The sequence below is a fragment of the Uliginosibacterium sp. 31-16 genome (assembly GCF_030730865.1).
Lineage (GTDB): Bacteria > Pseudomonadota > Gammaproteobacteria > Burkholderiales > Rhodocyclaceae > Uliginosibacterium.
The window spans coordinates 536,605-553,161 of record NZ_JAVALZ010000001.1 but is presented as its reverse complement, the minus strand read 5'-3'; the positions used below and the strand labels follow the sequence as shown (position 1 = coordinate 553,161).

The following is a 16,557-nucleotide window of genomic DNA, read 5'->3' as shown; positions in this document are numbered from 1 at the left end:
TGGTTGTTGCAGATGAGAATACTTCTCAATGACTGTTTTGTGAAGAGGGATTTCTCATGTGTTTGCGAAAATCTGTTTCTCCGTCGATAATTACTGACCGGTTAGTTATTATTTGTAGCCTTTGCTACACAGGACGTTTCGCCCATGCCCGCTCCCCCGTCAGCACCCCGTCAGCGCCGCAAGGATGCACGTCCTGCAGAGTTGCTGGCGGCTGCGCTCGACGTCTTTGTCGAGAAAGGTTTTGCGGCCACCCGCATGGACGAAATCGCTCAGCGTGCCGGTGTTTCCAAAGGCACCGTATTTCTCTATTACGAGAGTAAGCAAGCGTTGTTCCGGGCTGTTGTGCAGGAGGCGGTGGTACCGCATCTTGCTGCGGGCGAGGCTTTGGCCGAGGCGGCTGACAGTGACCCGGCGCAACTCTTGCGAGAGCTGTTGCGTCGCTACTGGCAGGTCCTGGGCGATGCGCGGCTGGCCGGAATTCCCAAGCTGGTGATGGCTGAGGCGGGCAACTTCCCGGAGGTTGCGGCCTTCTATCACGAGAATGTGGTGGAGCGCGGCCGTGCCTTGTTCATTGCAGTACTGGAGCGGGGTATCCAGGCGGGGGTCTTCCGCCCCTGCAACCCACTGGTGATATGTCATCTGGCAATTGCGCCATTGATGTTCAGTTGCATGTGGCGGCAGACGCTTGCGTGCTGTGATGACCGCCAGATTGATCCTGAAATTTTCGTCCAGACGCATCTGGATATGTTCATGCGTGGTTTGCTGGCCGTACCGGCCGGCGGAAGGAATGTCGAATGAAAACAGTCATGCTTGCTCTGGGGAGTTCCCTTGTCCTGCTGGCCTGCCACAAGACCGAAGCACCGGTTGCTGCGCCACGGCCGGCCGTGGTCATGACGGTCAAGGATGGTGCCGACGGCAATCTTCTGGCGTACTCCGGTGAAGTCCGCTCGCGTTATGAGGCAGATCTGGGCTTCCGGATCGGGGGCAAGCTGATTGAACGTCAGGTCAATCTGGGGGATACGGTTCGCAAGGGACAGGTGCTTGCGCGGCTGGATGCTCAGGATGTCCGGTTGAGTGCCTCCAGCGCCGTGGCGCAAGTGGCCGCTGCACAGGCCGATCTGGCATTGGCGAAGGCCGAGTACGAACGAGCCCAGAACCTGTTTGCCCAGAAGTTTCTCAGTGGCAGTGCGGTGGATAGCCGGCGTACCCAGTTCGAGGCGGCGCAGGCGAAGCTCCGGCAGGCGCAGGCGCAAAACAGCGTGTCGGACAATCAAGTGGGCTATGCCACCTTGCTGGCCGGGCGTGATGGTGTCGTCACGTCGCTGCCGGTAGAGGTTGGTCAGGTGGTGACTGCGGGACAGCTGATCGTGCGGATAGCCGATCCGGCCCAGCGTGAAGTGCTTACCTGGATTCCGGAATCGCGCGCACGCCAGTTCAAGCCGGGACAGCAGGCGCTGGTGCAAGTATGGGGAGACATGAGCAAGACCTACCCGGGGGTATTGCGCGAGATCGCAGCCAGTGCCGATACAAGCACCCGCACATATGCCGCCCGGGTCAGTGTGCCTGCGGCAGATGAGACGCTGAGCCTGGGGGCTACAGCCGCTGTGGGTTTTGTGCAGCCTAGCGCGGCCAGTGCCGTGCGCGTGCCGCAGGCTGCCGTGGTGCGTGGCGGGGATGACAAGGCGCAGGTCTGGATCGTGGGGGGCGACAATGTGGTGCAGGCGCGTCAGGTCGAAGTGGAGAGCTATCGCGATGAGGTGGTCGTGCTGCGCAGCGGTCTGAATATCGGCGAGCGCATCGTGACCGTGGGGGCACATACATTGAGTGCCGGGCAGAAGGTCAATCCCGTTGAACAGACGGCGCCGGTCGTTCTGGATGCGAAGCGATGAAAAAGTTCAACCTCTCGGATTGGGGCTTGCGTCACCCGCAACTCGTGCTGTTCATGATGCTGGTGCTCACCCTGATTGGCATGGGCGCCTACACGCGCCTCGGGCAGAGTGAAGACCCGCCCTTTACGTTCAAGGTCATGGTGGTGACGGCCAACTGGCCGGGGGCGACCGCCCGCGAGGTGGAGTTGCAGGTCACCGATAAGCTTGAAAAAAAGCTGCGTGAAATGAACGAGATCGAGACCCTGCGCAGTTTTTCGCGCCCGGGGTATTCGCAGATCATTGTGGTAGCGCGTGATTCATTGCACTCCAGCCAGATGAAAGACATCTGGTATCAGGTGCGCAAGAAAATCGGTGACAGCCGACAGAGCCTGCCGAGCGGCGTGAATGGCCCGTACTTCAATGACGAGTTCGGCGACACCTTCGGCAACATCTTCGCTTTGACCGGGGATGGTCTTTCCTATACTGAACTCAAACGCTATGCCGAAGCCATCCGCCAGGAATTCCTGAATGTGCCGGATGTGGCCAAGGTTGAGTTTTTCGGCGAGCAGGAGCAGCGCGTTTACGCCGAATTTTCACCGATGCAGATGGCCGCTCTGGGGATCGATCCGAAAGTCCTCATGGCCGCCATCGCCGAGCAGAATTCCAAGGTTTCCAGTGGGTATTTCGAACTTGCGGACGAACGCATCTATCTGCGCCCGGCCGGCGAATTCGGTGATCTTGAAGCGATCCGCGCGCTGCCCATCCGCGCCGGAGGCCGCACCATCCGCCTGGGAGATGTAGCAGAAATCAAGCGCGGCTATATCGATCCACCGGCAACGAAGATGCGGTTTCAGGGTCATGAGGCGCTGGGGATCGGCATCTCGATGCGCGAAGGAGGCGACATCATCGCTCTGGGCAAACACCTGGATCGGGTGACCCGGCGTATTGATGCACAGTTGCCGTTGGGCGTGAAAATGGAACGGGTCGCCAACCAGCCGCAAGCGGTGACGGCGTCGGTGCAGGATTTTGTGCATTCGCTGACCGAGGCAGTGGTGATCGTGCTGGCGGTCAGCCTGCTGTCACTGGGGTTCCGTACCGGTGTGGTGGTGGCGATCTCGATCCCGGTGGTGCTGGCGATCACTTTCCTGTTCATGTACCTGTTCAACGTCGGGCTGCACAAGATTTCGCTGGGGGCCCTGATCCTTGCACTCGGCTTGCTGGTGGATGATGCCATCATTGCGGTCGAAATGATGGCGACCAAGATGGAGCAGGGCTGGGAGCGTGCGCGCGCCGCCGCGTTTGCGTATACCTCGACATCGATGCCGATGCTTTCTGGCACGCTGGTTACGGCGGCGGGTTTTCTGCCAATTGCTACCGCGGCTTCGTCGACTGGCGAATACACGCGCTCGATCTTTGAAGTGACGGTGATTGCGCTGCTGGTGTCCTGGGTGGCTGCGGTATTGTTCGTGCCTTTCATTGGCTACTACCTGCTGCCTGATTTCAGCAAACGCTCCGGCAAGACCAGTCTGCTGGTCCGCGTGCTGGCGAAGATAGCGCCACGTCTGGCGGTACGTCTGATCGAGCGCTCGACGCATGTGCATGCCGAGGCGGCGATTTACTCCACTCCGTTCTACGATCATTTCCGGCGCGCAGTGGCTTGGTGCGTGCGACATCGCTGGCTGGTCATCGGCGCCACGCTGGCGAGTTTTGCCGTGTCGATATGGGGTTTCCGTTTCGTGCCGCAGCAGTTTTTCCCTGATTCGGTCCGTCCTGAATTGCTGGTTGATCTGCGTCTGCAGCAGGGAGCATCGGTCAGCGCGGTGGAACGTTCGGTGAAGCGGGTCGAACAATATCTCGCCAGGCAGGACGGTATCGAAAACTATGTAGCCTATGTGGGCGGTGGCAGCCCGCGCTTCTACCTGCCGCTGGATCAGCAACTGCCGCAGGCCAACTTCGCCCAGTTCGTGATCCTGACCAAGGGCTCTCCGGAGCGCGAGGCATTGCGCAATCGCCTGATCCAGCTGTTCCAGACCGACTTTCCGGAGTTGCGCGCCTCGATCAACCGGCTTGAGAATGGCCCGCCAGTGGGCTTCCCGGTGCAGTACCGGGTGAGTGGCCCGGATGAGGGGCAGATCCAGCAGATTGCGGACCGGATTGCGGTGCTGATGCGGGGCAACGTCCATCTGGCAAACGTGCAGAAAGACTGGGATGAGGCCTCGAAGGTCGTGCGTATCCGGATCGATACCGAGAAGGCCCGGATTGCCGGTTTGTCGCGGCAGGAGGTGCAGAACTTTCTCGCGACCGCGCTGAATGGGGGCTCCGTCACCCAGTTCCGCGAGGGCACTGAAACCATCGAGGTGTATCTGCGTGGCCGGCGTAGCGATATGAGTATTGATCGCCTGTCCGAGATGAACATCGCCATCGGTAACGGACGCGGGGTAGCGTTGTCGCAGATCGCTACCCTGGTCTATGACTTCGAGCCGGGCCTGATCTGGCGGCGTAACCGGGTGCCCACCGTCACGGTGCGCGCCAGCCTGTATGGCTCGGTACAGCCCTCCGAGGTCGTCAAGGCGCTGGCACCACAGATCGCACAGATCGAGCAGAGTTTGCCGCTGGGCTACCACCTGGCCGTCGGTGGTTCGGTGGAGGAGAGTGCCAAGGGAGGGACTTCGGTGGCGGCAGGTGTGCCCCTGTTCATTCTGGTTGTTCTGACCATCCTGATGCTGCAGCTGCAGAGTTTCTCGCGGGTCATCATGGTGGTGCTGACGGCGCCGCTCGGCATGATCGGGGTGACGCTTGCCCTGCTGGTGTTTGCCCAGCCTTTCGGTTTTGTCGCGATGCTCGGCACGATCGCCCTGTCGGGCATGATCATGCGCAATTCGGTCATTCTCATTGATCAGATCGATCAGGACGAGAAAGCCGGCGTGGAGCCCGTCAAGGCCATCATCGAGGCGACCGTGCGGCGTTTCCGCCCGATCATGCTGACGGCAGCAGCGGCCATCCTGGCAATGATTCCGCTGTCGCGTTCGGCTTTCTTCGGCCCCATGGCGGTGGCGATCATGGGCGGATTGTTGATTGCGACCGTGCTGACCTTGCTGTTCCTGCCGGCGCTCTATGCCGCCTGGTATCGCACGCCGGTCGTCGGCCGAAGCGGTTAGAATCGGACACCCCTGCCGGGAGCTGAGGACAAGAAAATGGATATCGAGCAAGCCCGCTTCAACATGATCGAGCAGCAGATCCGCACCTGTGGCGTGCTGGAGCCGGGCACGCTGGAAGCGCTGGCGGCGGTGCGGCGTGAACGTTTCGTGCCCCCGGCGCTGCAGGCGCTCGCCTTTGCCGATCTGGCACTGCCGATAGGCAAAGGGCAATTCATGCTGGAGCCGAAAAACGAAGCAAGGGTCCTGCAGGCGCTGCAGATCAGGCGCGGCGAGAACGTACTGGAGATCGGCACTGGCTCCGGATTCATGGCCGCCTTGCTGGCGGCACGTGGGGCGCTGGTGCGCTCGCTGGAGATCGAGCCGACGCTGGCCACGCAAGCGCGGATCAATCTGGACCGGGCGGGTGTGGACAATGTGCTGGTGGAAGACGCCGACGGCGCTGCGGGCGAGCCTGAATGTGCTCCCTATGATCTGATTCTGGCTTCGGGGTCGGTCGAGCATATTCCGCAGGTCTGGCTGGAGCAGCTCAAGATGGGTGGCCGGGTGTTTGCCTTTGTGGGCACCGGGACGGTGATGAAGGCGCGCATGCTTACGCGGGTGAGTAACGGATACCGTGAGAGGGATGTGTTTGAAACCGTGGTGCCGCCACTCCGGCTGGCACGGGCAACGCAGTTCAGGCTGTGAGCGCAGGCTTGATGAATAGTTTGAGTGTCGTGGAGTTGCAGGCCTGGCTAGCCGATCCGGCCCGGCCGGCGCCGCTCTTGCTGGATGTGCGGGAGCCTTGGGAGCATGAGTTCTGTGCGCTCGAAGGCGCCGTGCTGGTGCCGCTGGCGTATGTGCCGGCGCAGAGTGCGACGCTGGATCGCGAGCGTGAAATCGTGTGCATCTGCCATCACGGTGTGCGCAGCCAACGCGCGGCGGCTTACCTGGCGCAACAGGGGTTTGAAAAAGTGTATAACTTGAGTGGTGGCGTGGATGCCTGGGCCAGGCAAATCGATCCGTCAATGCCGACGTACTAGAGATTCATCAGGAGAAGTAAATGAAACGTGCAGTTGTGGTTCTGGTGGCGGCGTGTGCCGCCGGTGCTGTGCAGGCAGCGGATCTGCTGGATATCTATCGTGATGCCACCTCGAGTGACACCAGATTTGCCAGCGCCCGCATGGCCCTGGAGGCGGGGCGCGAGAAATACCCGCAGGCGCGCGCTGCGCTGCTGCCGACCCTGAGCCTGACGGGGTCGAGCACCTATACCAATCTTGATGCCAGTCTGGCTGCGGTGCGCGAGTATGGCTACAACACCAACGTCGTCACGCTGCAGCTGACCCAGCCGCTGTTCCGCCCGCAGAGCTGGATTGCGCTCAAGCAGGGGGAATTGCAGGTCAGTCTGGCCGAGGCACAGTACGCTGCCGCGCAGATGGATCTGATCCAGCGCTCGACGCAAGCCTATTTCGATCTGCTCAACGCGCAGGATGCGCTCAATACCGTGAGCCAGCTCAAGACGGCCGCCAGCGAGCAGCTTCAGCTCTCGAAGAAGAGTTTTGAGGTCGGTACCGTCACCGTGACGGACGTGAATGACGCGCAGGCCCAGTATGACCTGGCTTCGGCCCAGGAAATCGCGGCCAGGAACGACGTGAACGTCAAGCGCGAAGCCTTGCGCGTGCTGATCAACAAGGAGCCGCCCGAGCTTGCCCGTCTGCGCCAGGGCGTGACCCTGGCCCTGCCGCAACCGGCGGATGCCGAGCAATGGGCGCAGGCCGCCGGGAAGGACAATCCGGATGTGCAGGCGCAGGAAATCAATCGCGAAATCGCCGCGCGCGAAGTACAGCGTAGCCGGGCCGCCCACTTGCCGACGGTCGATGCAGTGGGTTCCCTCTCGCGCACGCACTCGACGGCTTCGACTTCGTCGCAGTCCGAATCCCTGTCCCGCAACTGGCAAGTCGGTGTGCAGGCCACGCTGCCGCTGTTTGCCGGTGGCGGCACCCAGTCGAAGGTGCGTGAGTCGCTGGCCTTGTCGGAAAAAGCCAAGGATGACGCCGAAACCGTGCGCCGCACGGCAGCCCAGCTGGCACGCCAGTCCTATCTCGGGGTGACCAGCGGAGTTGCCCAGGTCAAGGGTTATGAGGCGGCGGTGGCCTCGACCACCAGCTCGCTCGAATCCAACAAGCTCGGTTACCAGGTGGGTGTGAAGATCAACAAGGACGTGCTTGATGCTCAGTCGAAACTGGCGGATGCGTCGCAGAAGCTGGCCAAGGCACGCTACGACACGATCCTCGCGCAGGTGAAGCTCAAGCAGGCAGTGGGTGTGCTGTCGCTGAAGGATCTGGAAGAAATCAACGCCTTGCTGGATCACTGAGCGGCGGAATGAGTTGCACAGAAAAAAGGGCGCGGCAAGCGCCCTTTTTCATGCTCTTGAAGACCGGCCACGGGAGCGGATCTTGCGATAGAGGGGCTGAAGATGACCGTTGCGTGCGGTTTTTCAGGCAGGGGGCTTGAAGAAGTCCGCCACAGGCGGCTCTTCAGGAGGCGTCAGGCTGGAAGTGCCTGGCTGATCGCCTGCACCGTGCGGGCCGTGGCGCCGCGGTTGCTGTCGGCGAAGTGCTTGCCCGTACGCCCCATCGTCTGGCGGGCGGCAGCATCGTCGAGCAGCTGCACGCAGCTCGCCAGCGCCGCATCCAGATCGGTACAGCGCAGGGCGGCTCCCGCCTCGATGGCCTTGGCGGCGGCTTCGGTGAAGTTGAAGGTATGCGGGCCGACCAGCACCGGCGTACCGGCGGCACAGGCTTCGATCAGGTTCTGCCCGCCCAGCGGCTGCCAGCTGCCGCCGATGATCGCCACGTCGGCCATGCGGTAGTAGGCCACCATCTCGCCCATCGAGTCGCCCAGCCAGACGCGGGTGTCCGCCGAGATCGGCTGCAGACCGGCGCTGCGCCTCGTGCTGGCGAGACCCTGCGCGGAAACCATTGCCGCGACGGCATCAAAACGCTGGGGGTGGCGCGGAACCAGCACCAGCAAGGCTTCCGCTGGGGCATGCCTGGAGAAGGCCGCCAGCAGCGGCTCTTCCTCACCTTCGCGGGTGCTCGCGGCCAGGATGATCGGCCGCCCGTTTGCTGCCGCCTTGAATTGCTCGCCCAGCGCGAGCAGGGCCGGCGCCAGCTCCACATCGAATTTCACGTTGCCGCTGACTTCGATTGTCTTTGCGCCGCAGGCGACGAGGCGCTCAGCGTCGTCCTGCGTTTGTGCCAGCACCTTGGCGAAGCGGCCGAAGGTATCGCGGGCGAGGCGGCCCAGCTTCTGATAACCGCGCGCCGAGCGGGCCGAGAGGCGGGCATTCACCAGCAGCATTGGGATCTTGAGCCGCTCGGTGGCGGCCATCAGGTTCGGCCAGACCTCGGTTTCCATCACGACGCCGAGCAGTGGTTTGGCGCGGGCGAGGAAGCGGCGCTGCGCCCACGGGAAGTCGTAGGGCAGATAGCAGCGCGTGACGCGCGGCTCCTTGCCGAACAGCTCCTCGCTGGTGGCGCGGCCGGTCGGCGTCATGTGCGTGAGCAGGATTTCGTGCTGCGGATAGGCCGCGAGCAGCGCCTTCACCAGCGGCTGGGCGGCGCGGGTTTCGCCGACCGACACGGCGTGCAGCCAGATGCGCGGGCGTGCATTTGCGTCAGTTCCGGCCAGCGGCGCGGCACCGAAACGTTCGGCCAGATGTTGCAGATATTCCGGCTGCTTGCGCGCCCGGTAGAGCAGGCGCAGGCCGATCAGGGGCAGGCCGAGGTGCCACAGCACGGAATAGAGCAGGCGATTCATGACTTCGCTTTCGCGAGCAGCGCTTGCAGGCCGGCGAGCACGGTATCGGGTGCGGGAATCTGCCCCTTGCCACCCAGATTGACGGCTTGCGGCCCGGCGAATACGCCCGTCAGGCCAGGCTCGGTCGCGACGTACAGTGCCACCACCGGGCGATCCAGTGCGGCGGCCAGATGCGTCAGGCCGGTATCCACGCCGACCACGCCGGCAGCACCCGCCAGCAAGCTCGCCAACGCGTTGAGTGAGGAGGGTGGCGCGACTTCGGCGCCGGGGATCGTGCTGGCGATGCGCGTGGCGCGTTCGCGTTCGCGTGGCGAACCGGCGGGCAGCACGCAGCGCAGACCTTGGGCGGCAAGCAGGCCGCCCAGCGCCTGCCAGTGCTCCTCCGGCCACAGTTTGTCGTCGCGGCTGGTGGCCGTCAGCAATACACAGTAGGGTGTCTGGAGAGCCGCGCCGGGCGCGGTTTGCGGGGCATGGATGCCGTAGCGCAAGGCGGCAGGCTGCTCGTATTCGCATGCTGCTGCAGAGAGCCAGCGGTTGCGCTCCACCGCGTGGGCATTCGGCGGGATGGCGTATTTGCAGTCGTAGAACAGCGCGGCCAGCGGTTCGCGTGCCACTTCGCGGCTGTAGCCGCAGCGCAGGCCATCGGCCAGCCAGGTCAGCACGCCGCTTTTCACCAGCCCTTGCGTGTCGAGCACGATGTCGTAGCAGTTGGCCCGCACCGCGCGGCGGAAGGCGGCGATTTCCTGCCAGGTCGACTTCTGCCCGAGCGCCTTGCGCCAGCGCCGGATCGCCACTGGGAACACGGTGCGTACGCCCGGATGCAGGCGCGGAATCTCGGCGAAGTTCTCTTCCACCACCCAGTCAATTGCAATGTTCGGCCAGATGCGGCGCAGATCGCTGACGACCGGCAGGTTGTGGATCACGTCGCCGAGCGAAGAGGTTTTGACGAGCAGGATGGAACGCATGCGATGAGGAGATCGGCCGGGTCTGGCTTAGAATGTGGGCCGGATTGTAACCCTTGGCCTCCTTCATGACTGCACGCCTGCCGTTGTCGGCCGTTCTGATCACCCTGAATTGTGTGAACTCGCTGCGTGCGACGCTGGAGTCCCTGAGTTTCTGCGACGAAATCGTGGCGGTCGACTCGGGCAGCACCGATGGCACGCAGGAACTGCTGCAGGAATTTGGCGCCAAGCTTGTCGTAGAGCCTTGGCGCGGTTTTGGCCCGCAGAAACAGTTCGCCATCGAGCAGGCGGCGCATGACTGGGTGCTGTGCATCGACTCTGACGAGATCGTGTCCGGCGAGTTGCGCGCCAGCATCGACACTGTCTTGATCCAGCCGAGCTTCCAGTTCTACGAATTTCCGCGCTGCAATCGTTTTCTCGGTCGTTATCTGAAGCACGGCGAAGGCTATCCGGATCTGTCCCTGCGCCTGTTCGACCGGCGCCAGGCGCGCTGGTCTGACGACCTCGTGCACGAAAAGGTCATAACCCTCGGTATCGTCGGGCGCTTGCAGGGTGATCTGCTGCACCATTCCGAAGACAACATCGAGACCTATCTGGCCAAACAGAACCGCTACACCACCCTGGCCGCGAAGGCGCTGATTGCCGAAGGCGTGCAGGCCCCCTTCGGCAAGCTTTTGCTCAGTCCCTTCTTTCGCTTCATCAAGTTTTACTGCTTGCGCGCAGGCTTTCTGGATGGCCTGCCCGGCCTGATCCACATCCTGATCGGCTGTTTCAACAGCTTCGCCAAGTATGCGAAAATGATCGAGTTTTCAAGGCGTTGATGCGCGCCTTGTCATTCTTCACCGCGTCGCGGTGACCCGAGAAAGTCTGCTCCCATGAAAATTCTGGTAACCGGTGCGGCCGGTTTCATCGGTATGCACACCTCGCTCCTGCTCCTGCAGCGTGGCGACGAGGTGGTCGGCATCGATAATCTCAATGATTACTACGATCCGCAGATCAAGCGGGATCGCCTTGCCCAGTTGGCACCCTTCGCCAACTTCCGCTTCATTCAGCTTGATCTGGCGGACCGCGAAGGCATGGCGAAACTGTTTGCTGATGAGAAGTTCGAGCGCGTGGTGCATCTGGCGGCGCAGGCCGGAGTACGCTATTCGCTGCAGAATCCGCATGCCTACGTGGATTCGAATCTCGTCGGTTTTGTGAACGTCCTCGAAGGCTGCCGCCACAACGCCGTGCAGCATCTGGTGTATGCCTCCAGCTCCAGTGTGTACGGCGGCAACGAGAAGACACCGTTTTCCGAGCAGGACCCGGTGGATCATCCGGTGAGCCTGTATGCGGCGACCAAGAAAGCCAATGAGCTGATGGCGCACACCTACAGCCATCTGTACGGTATCCCGACCACCGGCCTGCGCTTCTTTACCGTGTACGGGCCCTGGGGGCGGCCGGACATGGCGCCCTGGTTGTTCACCAGCGCCATCCTCGAAGATCGCCCGATCAAGGTCTTCAACCACGGCAAGATGCTGCGCGACTTCACCTATATCGACGACATCGTGCAGGGTGTGCTGCGCACGCTGGACCGCCCGGCTGAACCGGACGCCGCCTACGACGGCCGCAACCCGAATCCGGCAACGAGCCGCGCGCCCTATCGCGTCTTCAACATCGGCAATCAGGATCCGGTGCCGCTGATGGACTTCATCGCAGCCATCGAAGCCGCTACCGGCAAGACCGCCGAGAAGGATTTCCAGCCCATGCAGCCGGGCGACGTGCCGGTCACCTCGTCAGACGTAAGCGCACTGACCGCCTGGACCGGCTTCACACCGGGTACGCCACTGCCGGAAGGCGTGAAGCGTTTTGTTGAGTGGTATCGCGGGTATTTCAAGCTGTCGGCATGACCGGGGTGAAAACCAGTCCGGGTCGCAGCATTCTGCGCGGCATGCTGTGGGTGAGCGGTTTTGTATTCCTCGCCAAGCTTGCCGGGGCTTTCAAAGAGATGGCCGTCGCTGCCGGGTTTGGCACGGGGCCGGTGGTCGATGGCTATCTGGTAGCCTTCAATGTCGTGAACTATCCGGTGGCGCTGGCGCTGGGGGTTGTGAGTCTGGTTCTGGTGCCGCTGGCGGCGCGGGCGCAAGGGGCGCCTGAAGCCGATCTGCGCCGGTTTCACGGGGAGCTTCTAGGCTGGACCTTGCTGGCGGGTTTGCTTATCGGTGCCGGTGTTGTTTTGTGTGCGCCGCTGCTGCCTGTGCTGGTGAAAGGCCAAGGGGGGCTGATGGGCCAGGAGATGCTTCGTACTCTGGCACTCGTCGTGCCTTTCGGTCTGGTGTCGAGTTTGCTGGCATCCTGGATGCTGGCTGCTGGACGACACCTGAATACCCTGCTGGAAGCGGTGCCTTCGCTGCTGTTGCTGCTTGCCTTGCTTGTGGCCGGATCGCGGGTGGAGGTGCTGGTTTGGGGGACAATTGCAGGTTTTGTGTGTCAGACCGTCTTTTTTTCGGTATTGCTTGGGCGTGGTGCTGGCCTCGCAAGGCCGCGTTTGTCTCTGCGCGCCCCCCTCTGGGTGGATTTTCGCCGTGGCCTGGGGATCATGATCTTCGGGCAGGCTCTTACCGCCCTGTTGCCGATGCTCGATCAGTTCTTCTGTGGCTCTTTGGGTGAGGGGGCGATTTCTACCTTGGGGTATGCCAGCCGGATCATGGCGTTGATTCTCGGCTTGGGGGCAACCAGCCTTGGACGGGCCAGCCTGCCAGTGTTGTCCGCCATGGTGGCAGGCGGGGGTGATTTGCGTGGCGGGCTGCTGCGCTGGACCGCGATGATCGTTGCGGCTGGCGCGTTGCTGGCGTTGCTGGCTGCGCTGTTCGCGCCTGTGGGCGTGCAGGTGCTTTTTGAACGAGGGGCTTTTTCGGCGCAGGATACCCGGCAGGTCAGTGAAGTGCTGCGCTGGAGTCTGCTGCAATTGCCGGTGTACTTCCTGTCGACCTTTTTTTCGATGGTGCTGGCTGCAAGGCAGCAGCATGGCGTCATCGTAGCCATCACCGCAGCGGCCATCGTAGCCAAGTGTCTGGCGTACCTGGCGCTGGTTGATTGGCTCGGCGTGCGTGGCGTGGTCTTGTCTTCGGCTGTGATGTACGGGGTGGTTGTGGTGTTGCAGGGATGGGTATGTCTGGGCAGGGGGCGCAAATGAGTGCTGAGCAGGAAGTCGTTCTCGAAGATTGTGCTTGTCCGATGGGCTGCGTGCGTGCGGATCAACGTCTGTTTTCCGGGGCGGATCGGTTGACCGGCCGCGCGGGGATTTTTGATGTCGTGCAATGCCACTGCTGCGGGCTGCTCCGCACGAATCCGCGCCCAGTGCCGGAGAGCATTGGGTTGTTCTATCCAGATGACTATGGTCCTTACGTGGGTACGCGGATCGTGGCGCCGCGCCAGCGTTCTTGGTGCAAACGGGCGCTGATTCGCCTGCTTGAACACAATGGTGAACGGGTGCCAACTCTGCCACCAGGCAGGATGCTTGAGGTGGGGTGTGCTTCGGGGCGTTTTCTCCGGAAAATGGCCGATCAGGACTGGTCCGTGCAGGGGATTGAGTTCTCCGCGTCCGCCGCGGCGGCGGCGCGGGCAGGTGGTTTCGAGGTCCATGCTGGCAGTTTGGAGGACGCACCGACACCTGCCGAGCGCTTTGACCTGATCGTGGCCTGGATGGTGATCGAGCACCTGCACGATCCGTTGGCCTGTCTGCAGAAGTTGCGGGAGTGGTCGCAACCCGGCGCACACCTGGCTCTCTCGGTGCCGAATGCCGGCGCACTGGAATTCCGTGTGTTCAAGGATCGCTGGTATGCCTTGCAGCTGCCGACACACCTCTATCACTTCACGCCTGAAACGATGACCGCCTTGCTGGAAAAGGCGGGCTGGCGCGTCGAGCGCATCCTGCATCAACGCCTGCTGACCAATCTGTTGCTCAGTCTCGCGTATGCCGCGCATGATAAAGGCCTGAGTCGGTTTGCCCGCCTGATCGAGCGCTTCTGCGCCAGCCGCCTGTCTCTGTTGCTGCATCCATTGGCCTGTCTGCTGGCACTGTTTGGCCAGACGGGGCGCATGACTGTCTGGGCGCGAGCGGCTGAAAAATGAGCGCACGTCCCCTCGTGACCGTCATGATTCCCACCTACGCGCAGGCGGGATTCGTCGAGCAGGCGGTCGAATCGGCGCTGGCACAGACCTGGCCGAATCTTGAAGTGATCGTGTGTGACGATGCGTCGCCGGACGATACCGTTGCGCGGCTGGCGCGTTTCACCGATGCGCGCCTGAGGGTTGTCCGGAATGAGTGCAATCTCGGGCGGGTGGGGAATTACCGTCGCTTGCTCCACGAACTGGCTGGCGGGGATTATGTCGTCAATCTCGATGGTGACGATTATTTCCGTGACCCCGGCTTCATTACGGAGGCCATGTCCTTTATTGCCCGGGATCCGGAGTGCGTGCTGGTTGCCGGGCATGCTGCTACCGATGAGGGCGGAAAGGATTTTGGCGTGACGGGTAGTGTACGGTGCTTGAGTGGCTTGAGGCTGCTGGCCGAATTACCTGCTGCGCAGCAGCTTATGCACATGGGGGTGGTGTACGACCGCAAGCGGGCGCTGGCCCTTGATTTCTATCGCTCCCCTGCGATCAGTTCGGACTGGGAGTCGCTCTATCGACTGGCGACGCAGGGAAGTGTGGTACTGCTTGATCGCTGTGTTGGCGTCTGGCGCCAGCATGGCGGTAATACCACGGCCACGGCCAAGCTCACTCAGCAGCTCGACAATTTGCGGATTTGGGCGGCGATTGCCGACGCGGCGCGTGCTGCGGGCATGGCGGTGTGGCGTGTAGCTTGGTTGCGCCTGTGCTGCGAGGCGCATGGTCTGTCTGCGGTGTGTGTGGCCTGTTCGCGCGAAGGCGCGCTTGCCGTGCCGGAGCTCTTGTGCAGGGCGTGGGCAACATTTGGCGTCCGGATGCTGGCTTGGGTCTTGTATCTGCCGGCAACTTTGCGGGTAGTTGCGAGCCTTCTTGGTTACTATCGCTGGCGTCATCCGGCAGGGGAAGGTCGGGCATGAACGGATCCCATCGGTCTTTGTTTACGGTGTTTACTCCGACCTACAACCGTGCCGCTGTGCTGTATGACAGCCTCTGTGCCCAGACCTGCCGCGACTTCGAATGGCTGATCGTTGATGATGGCTCGACGGATGACACACGTGAGCTTGTTGCTCGCTGGCAGTCTGAAGCAGGTTTTTCGATACATTACGTCTGGCAGAAGAACGGCCACAAGAAAACCGCGATGAATCGCGGCGCAGCCGAGGCGCGTGGCGAGCTGTTTCTGACGCTCGACAGCGACGACGCTTGTCTGCCCGATGCGCGGCGCAATGCTGCAGGGCTGGCTTGCTGGGCGCGTCAGGCTCTATCGGATGATTTCGGCTGGTTTCGTTTCGCGCCGCAGTGGTTCGTGCGGATGGCAATTAACTGGGGGCGCTTCAGTCTGCATGATCTCGCCGCACGTGGCGTCGCACTGCTCTGGCCGCAAGGCATCGCTGCGTGGACGTTGTGTGCACTGTGTTTCCCTGTGGGCGCCGCGCTGGCCTGGCGTGACCGGGCGTGTTGCGGAGGCGCGGCGTGAAGACCGTGCTGTTCGTGATTCCGTCGCTGCACGGCGGCGGGGCCGAGCGGGTGATGTTGACCTTGCTGCAGCATTTTGATCGCGCGCGCATCAGGCCGGTGCTGGCCGTGGTTGATATGCGCAATGCGGCGTACCGCGATGCGGTGCCGGCGGATGTGGAACTGATTGATCTGGGATGTACGCGGGTGCTGGCCGCTTTGCCCAAGATCATTCGCCTGCTGTGGGCGCGGCGGCCGGATCTGCTCTTCTCGACCCTGGGCCACCTGAATTTGGCGTTGAGTCTGGTGCGCAGCCTGTTTCCGTGTGGGGTGCGCCATGTGGCGCGCGAGACGATGGTGGTCAGTGAATACCTGCGCGAATTCCGCCGCCCGCGCCTGTGGGCGCTGCTGTACCGGCATGCCTATCGGCGTGTTGACCGGCTGGTGTGCCAGTCTTTCGACATGCGCGATGATCTGGTTGGGCGTTTTGGTTTTCCGCCGGACAAGACCCGGGTGATCCGTAATCCACTAGCATTGGCGGTGATTCGGGCGCGTTGTGCAGAGCCTTTGCCTGCCGAGTTCGCAGCGCGTGTGGCGGGGCGTTTGCGCTTGGTGGCGGCTGGTCGGCTGGTGGCGCAGAAAGGTTTTGATCTGCTCGTGGCGGCGTTGGCTCAATGCCCGGCGCTGGATGTGCAGCTCGATATCTTGGGTGAGGGGCCGGAGCGTGCGGCGCTGCAGACGCAGATCGACGCTGCCGGGCAGGGTGAGCGCATTTGTCTGCGCGGTTTTCAGGCGAACCCGTATGCATGGTTCGCGGCGGCGGATGGTTTTGTGCTGAGTTCTCGCTACGAAGGGTTCTCGAATGTGGTGCTGGAAGCGCTGGCGTCCGGCACGCCTGTGGTCGCCCTACCGTGCCCGGGTGGCGTGCGCGAGGCGCTGACGGGCGTACCGGGCTGCGAGATCGCAGGCGAGGTCAGCGCAGAAGCTCTGGCGGATGCGCTGCGACAGTGGGCAGTACGTGGTCCGGCGCGAGTACCGGCGGAGGTGGTGGCGCCGTATGCGGTCGAGGCTATTGTGGGACAGTACGAGGAATTGTTGCTGGCGGCGGGGGGGCAATGAGAAGCGGAATCGGAGTTAGGCGGAAAATGGCGTGCAGACTGCCTGAAG

Annotated in this window: 15 protein-coding genes; 13 read left to right on the top strand and 2 right to left on the bottom strand. The window is 62.5% G+C overall.

Features of this window, described 5'->3' with window-relative positions; all coding sequences use genetic code 11:
- Positions 1-144: 144 nt before the first annotated feature.
- The 6 genes from Q9Q94_RS02580 to Q9Q94_RS02555 are packed head-to-tail and all read left to right on the top strand — an operon-like array spanning position 145 to position 7,376.
- Entirely contained in the window at positions 145-798 is a 654-nt protein-coding gene (locus tag Q9Q94_RS02580; RefSeq protein WP_305978454.1) for a TetR/AcrR family transcriptional regulator, read from the top strand.
- Positions 795-1,889, top strand: a complete 1,095-nt coding sequence (locus Q9Q94_RS02575) for an efflux RND transporter periplasmic adaptor subunit (protein WP_305978453.1) — start codon at positions 795-797, stop codon at positions 1,887-1,889. Before Q9Q94_RS02580 ends, Q9Q94_RS02575 begins: the two co-directional genes overlap by 4 nt.
- Positions 1,886-5,026 (top strand): efflux RND transporter permease subunit, encoded by a 3,141-nt coding sequence (locus Q9Q94_RS02570; protein ID WP_305978452.1) that lies wholly within the window; start codon positions 1,886-1,888, stop codon positions 5,024-5,026. The genes Q9Q94_RS02575 and Q9Q94_RS02570 overlap by 4 nt, the downstream gene beginning before the upstream one ends.
- Positions 5,027-5,062: 36 nt before the next feature.
- On the top strand, positions 5,063-5,710 hold the full coding sequence (locus tag Q9Q94_RS02565) for a protein-L-isoaspartate O-methyltransferase (RefSeq protein ID WP_305978451.1): 648 nt from the start codon (positions 5,063-5,065) through the stop codon (positions 5,708-5,710).
- Between the two features lie 11 nt (positions 5,711-5,721).
- Positions 5,722-6,045, top strand: coding sequence for a rhodanese-like domain-containing protein (locus tag Q9Q94_RS02560; RefSeq protein WP_305978450.1), 324 nt, complete (start codon positions 5,722-5,724; stop codon positions 6,043-6,045).
- A 20-nt stretch (positions 6,046-6,065) separates the two neighbouring features.
- A complete protein-coding gene (locus Q9Q94_RS02555; RefSeq protein WP_305978449.1) occupies positions 6,066-7,376 on the top strand; it encodes a TolC family outer membrane protein in 1,311 nt (436 codons plus the stop codon).
- A gap of 173 nt (positions 7,377-7,549) precedes the next feature.
- Here the strand turns inward: Q9Q94_RS02555 and waaA are convergent, their stop codons facing one another.
- Together waaA and waaC are read right to left on the bottom strand one after the other, a co-directional pair.
- Entirely contained in the window at positions 7,550-8,824 is a 1,275-nt protein-coding gene (waaA, locus tag Q9Q94_RS02550; protein WP_305978448.1) for a lipid IV(A) 3-deoxy-D-manno-octulosonic acid transferase, read from the bottom strand.
- Positions 8,821-9,789 (bottom strand): lipopolysaccharide heptosyltransferase I, encoded by a 969-nt coding sequence (gene waaC / locus Q9Q94_RS02545; RefSeq protein WP_305978447.1) that lies wholly within the window; start codon positions 9,787-9,789, stop codon positions 8,821-8,823. The genes waaA and waaC overlap by 4 nt, the downstream gene beginning before the upstream one ends.
- A 65-nt stretch (positions 9,790-9,854) precedes the next feature.
- On the opposite strand from waaC, the gene Q9Q94_RS02540 reads away from it, so the two are divergent.
- The 7 genes from Q9Q94_RS02540 to Q9Q94_RS02510 are packed head-to-tail and all read left to right on the top strand — an operon-like array spanning position 9,855 to position 16,509.
- Positions 9,855-10,607 (top strand): glycosyltransferase family 2 protein, encoded by a 753-nt coding sequence (locus Q9Q94_RS02540; protein ID WP_305978446.1) that lies wholly within the window; start codon positions 9,855-9,857, stop codon positions 10,605-10,607.
- A gap of 54 nt (positions 10,608-10,661) precedes the next feature.
- Complete coding sequence (locus Q9Q94_RS02535) at positions 10,662-11,675, top strand: NAD-dependent epimerase (protein WP_305978445.1); 1,014 nt, start codon at positions 10,662-10,664, stop codon at positions 11,673-11,675.
- A 5-nt stretch (positions 11,676-11,680) separates the two neighbouring features.
- Positions 11,681-12,961 (top strand): lipid II flippase MurJ, encoded by a 1,281-nt coding sequence (locus Q9Q94_RS02530; RefSeq protein WP_305978444.1) that lies wholly within the window; start codon positions 11,681-11,683, stop codon positions 12,959-12,961.
- Positions 12,958-13,899: a class I SAM-dependent methyltransferase gene (locus Q9Q94_RS02525; RefSeq protein WP_305978443.1), complete on the top strand. Its 942-nt coding sequence runs from the start codon at positions 12,958-12,960 to the stop codon at positions 13,897-13,899. The genes Q9Q94_RS02530 and Q9Q94_RS02525 overlap by 4 nt, the downstream gene beginning before the upstream one ends.
- Positions 13,896-14,855, top strand: coding sequence for a glycosyltransferase (locus tag Q9Q94_RS02520; protein ID WP_305978442.1), 960 nt, complete (start codon positions 13,896-13,898; stop codon positions 14,853-14,855). Before Q9Q94_RS02525 ends, Q9Q94_RS02520 begins: the two co-directional genes overlap by 4 nt.
- Positions 14,852-15,412: a glycosyltransferase family A protein gene (locus Q9Q94_RS02515; protein WP_305978441.1), complete on the top strand. Its 561-nt coding sequence runs from the start codon at positions 14,852-14,854 to the stop codon at positions 15,410-15,412. Before Q9Q94_RS02520 ends, Q9Q94_RS02515 begins: the two co-directional genes overlap by 4 nt.
- Positions 15,409-16,509 carry a glycosyltransferase gene (locus Q9Q94_RS02510; protein ID WP_305978440.1) on the top strand — a complete coding sequence of 367 codons (1,101 nt, stop codon included), beginning with the start codon at positions 15,409-15,411 and terminating at the stop codon, positions 16,507-16,509. Before Q9Q94_RS02515 ends, Q9Q94_RS02510 begins: the two co-directional genes overlap by 4 nt.
- The last annotated feature ends 48 nt before the right edge of the window (positions 16,510-16,557 follow it).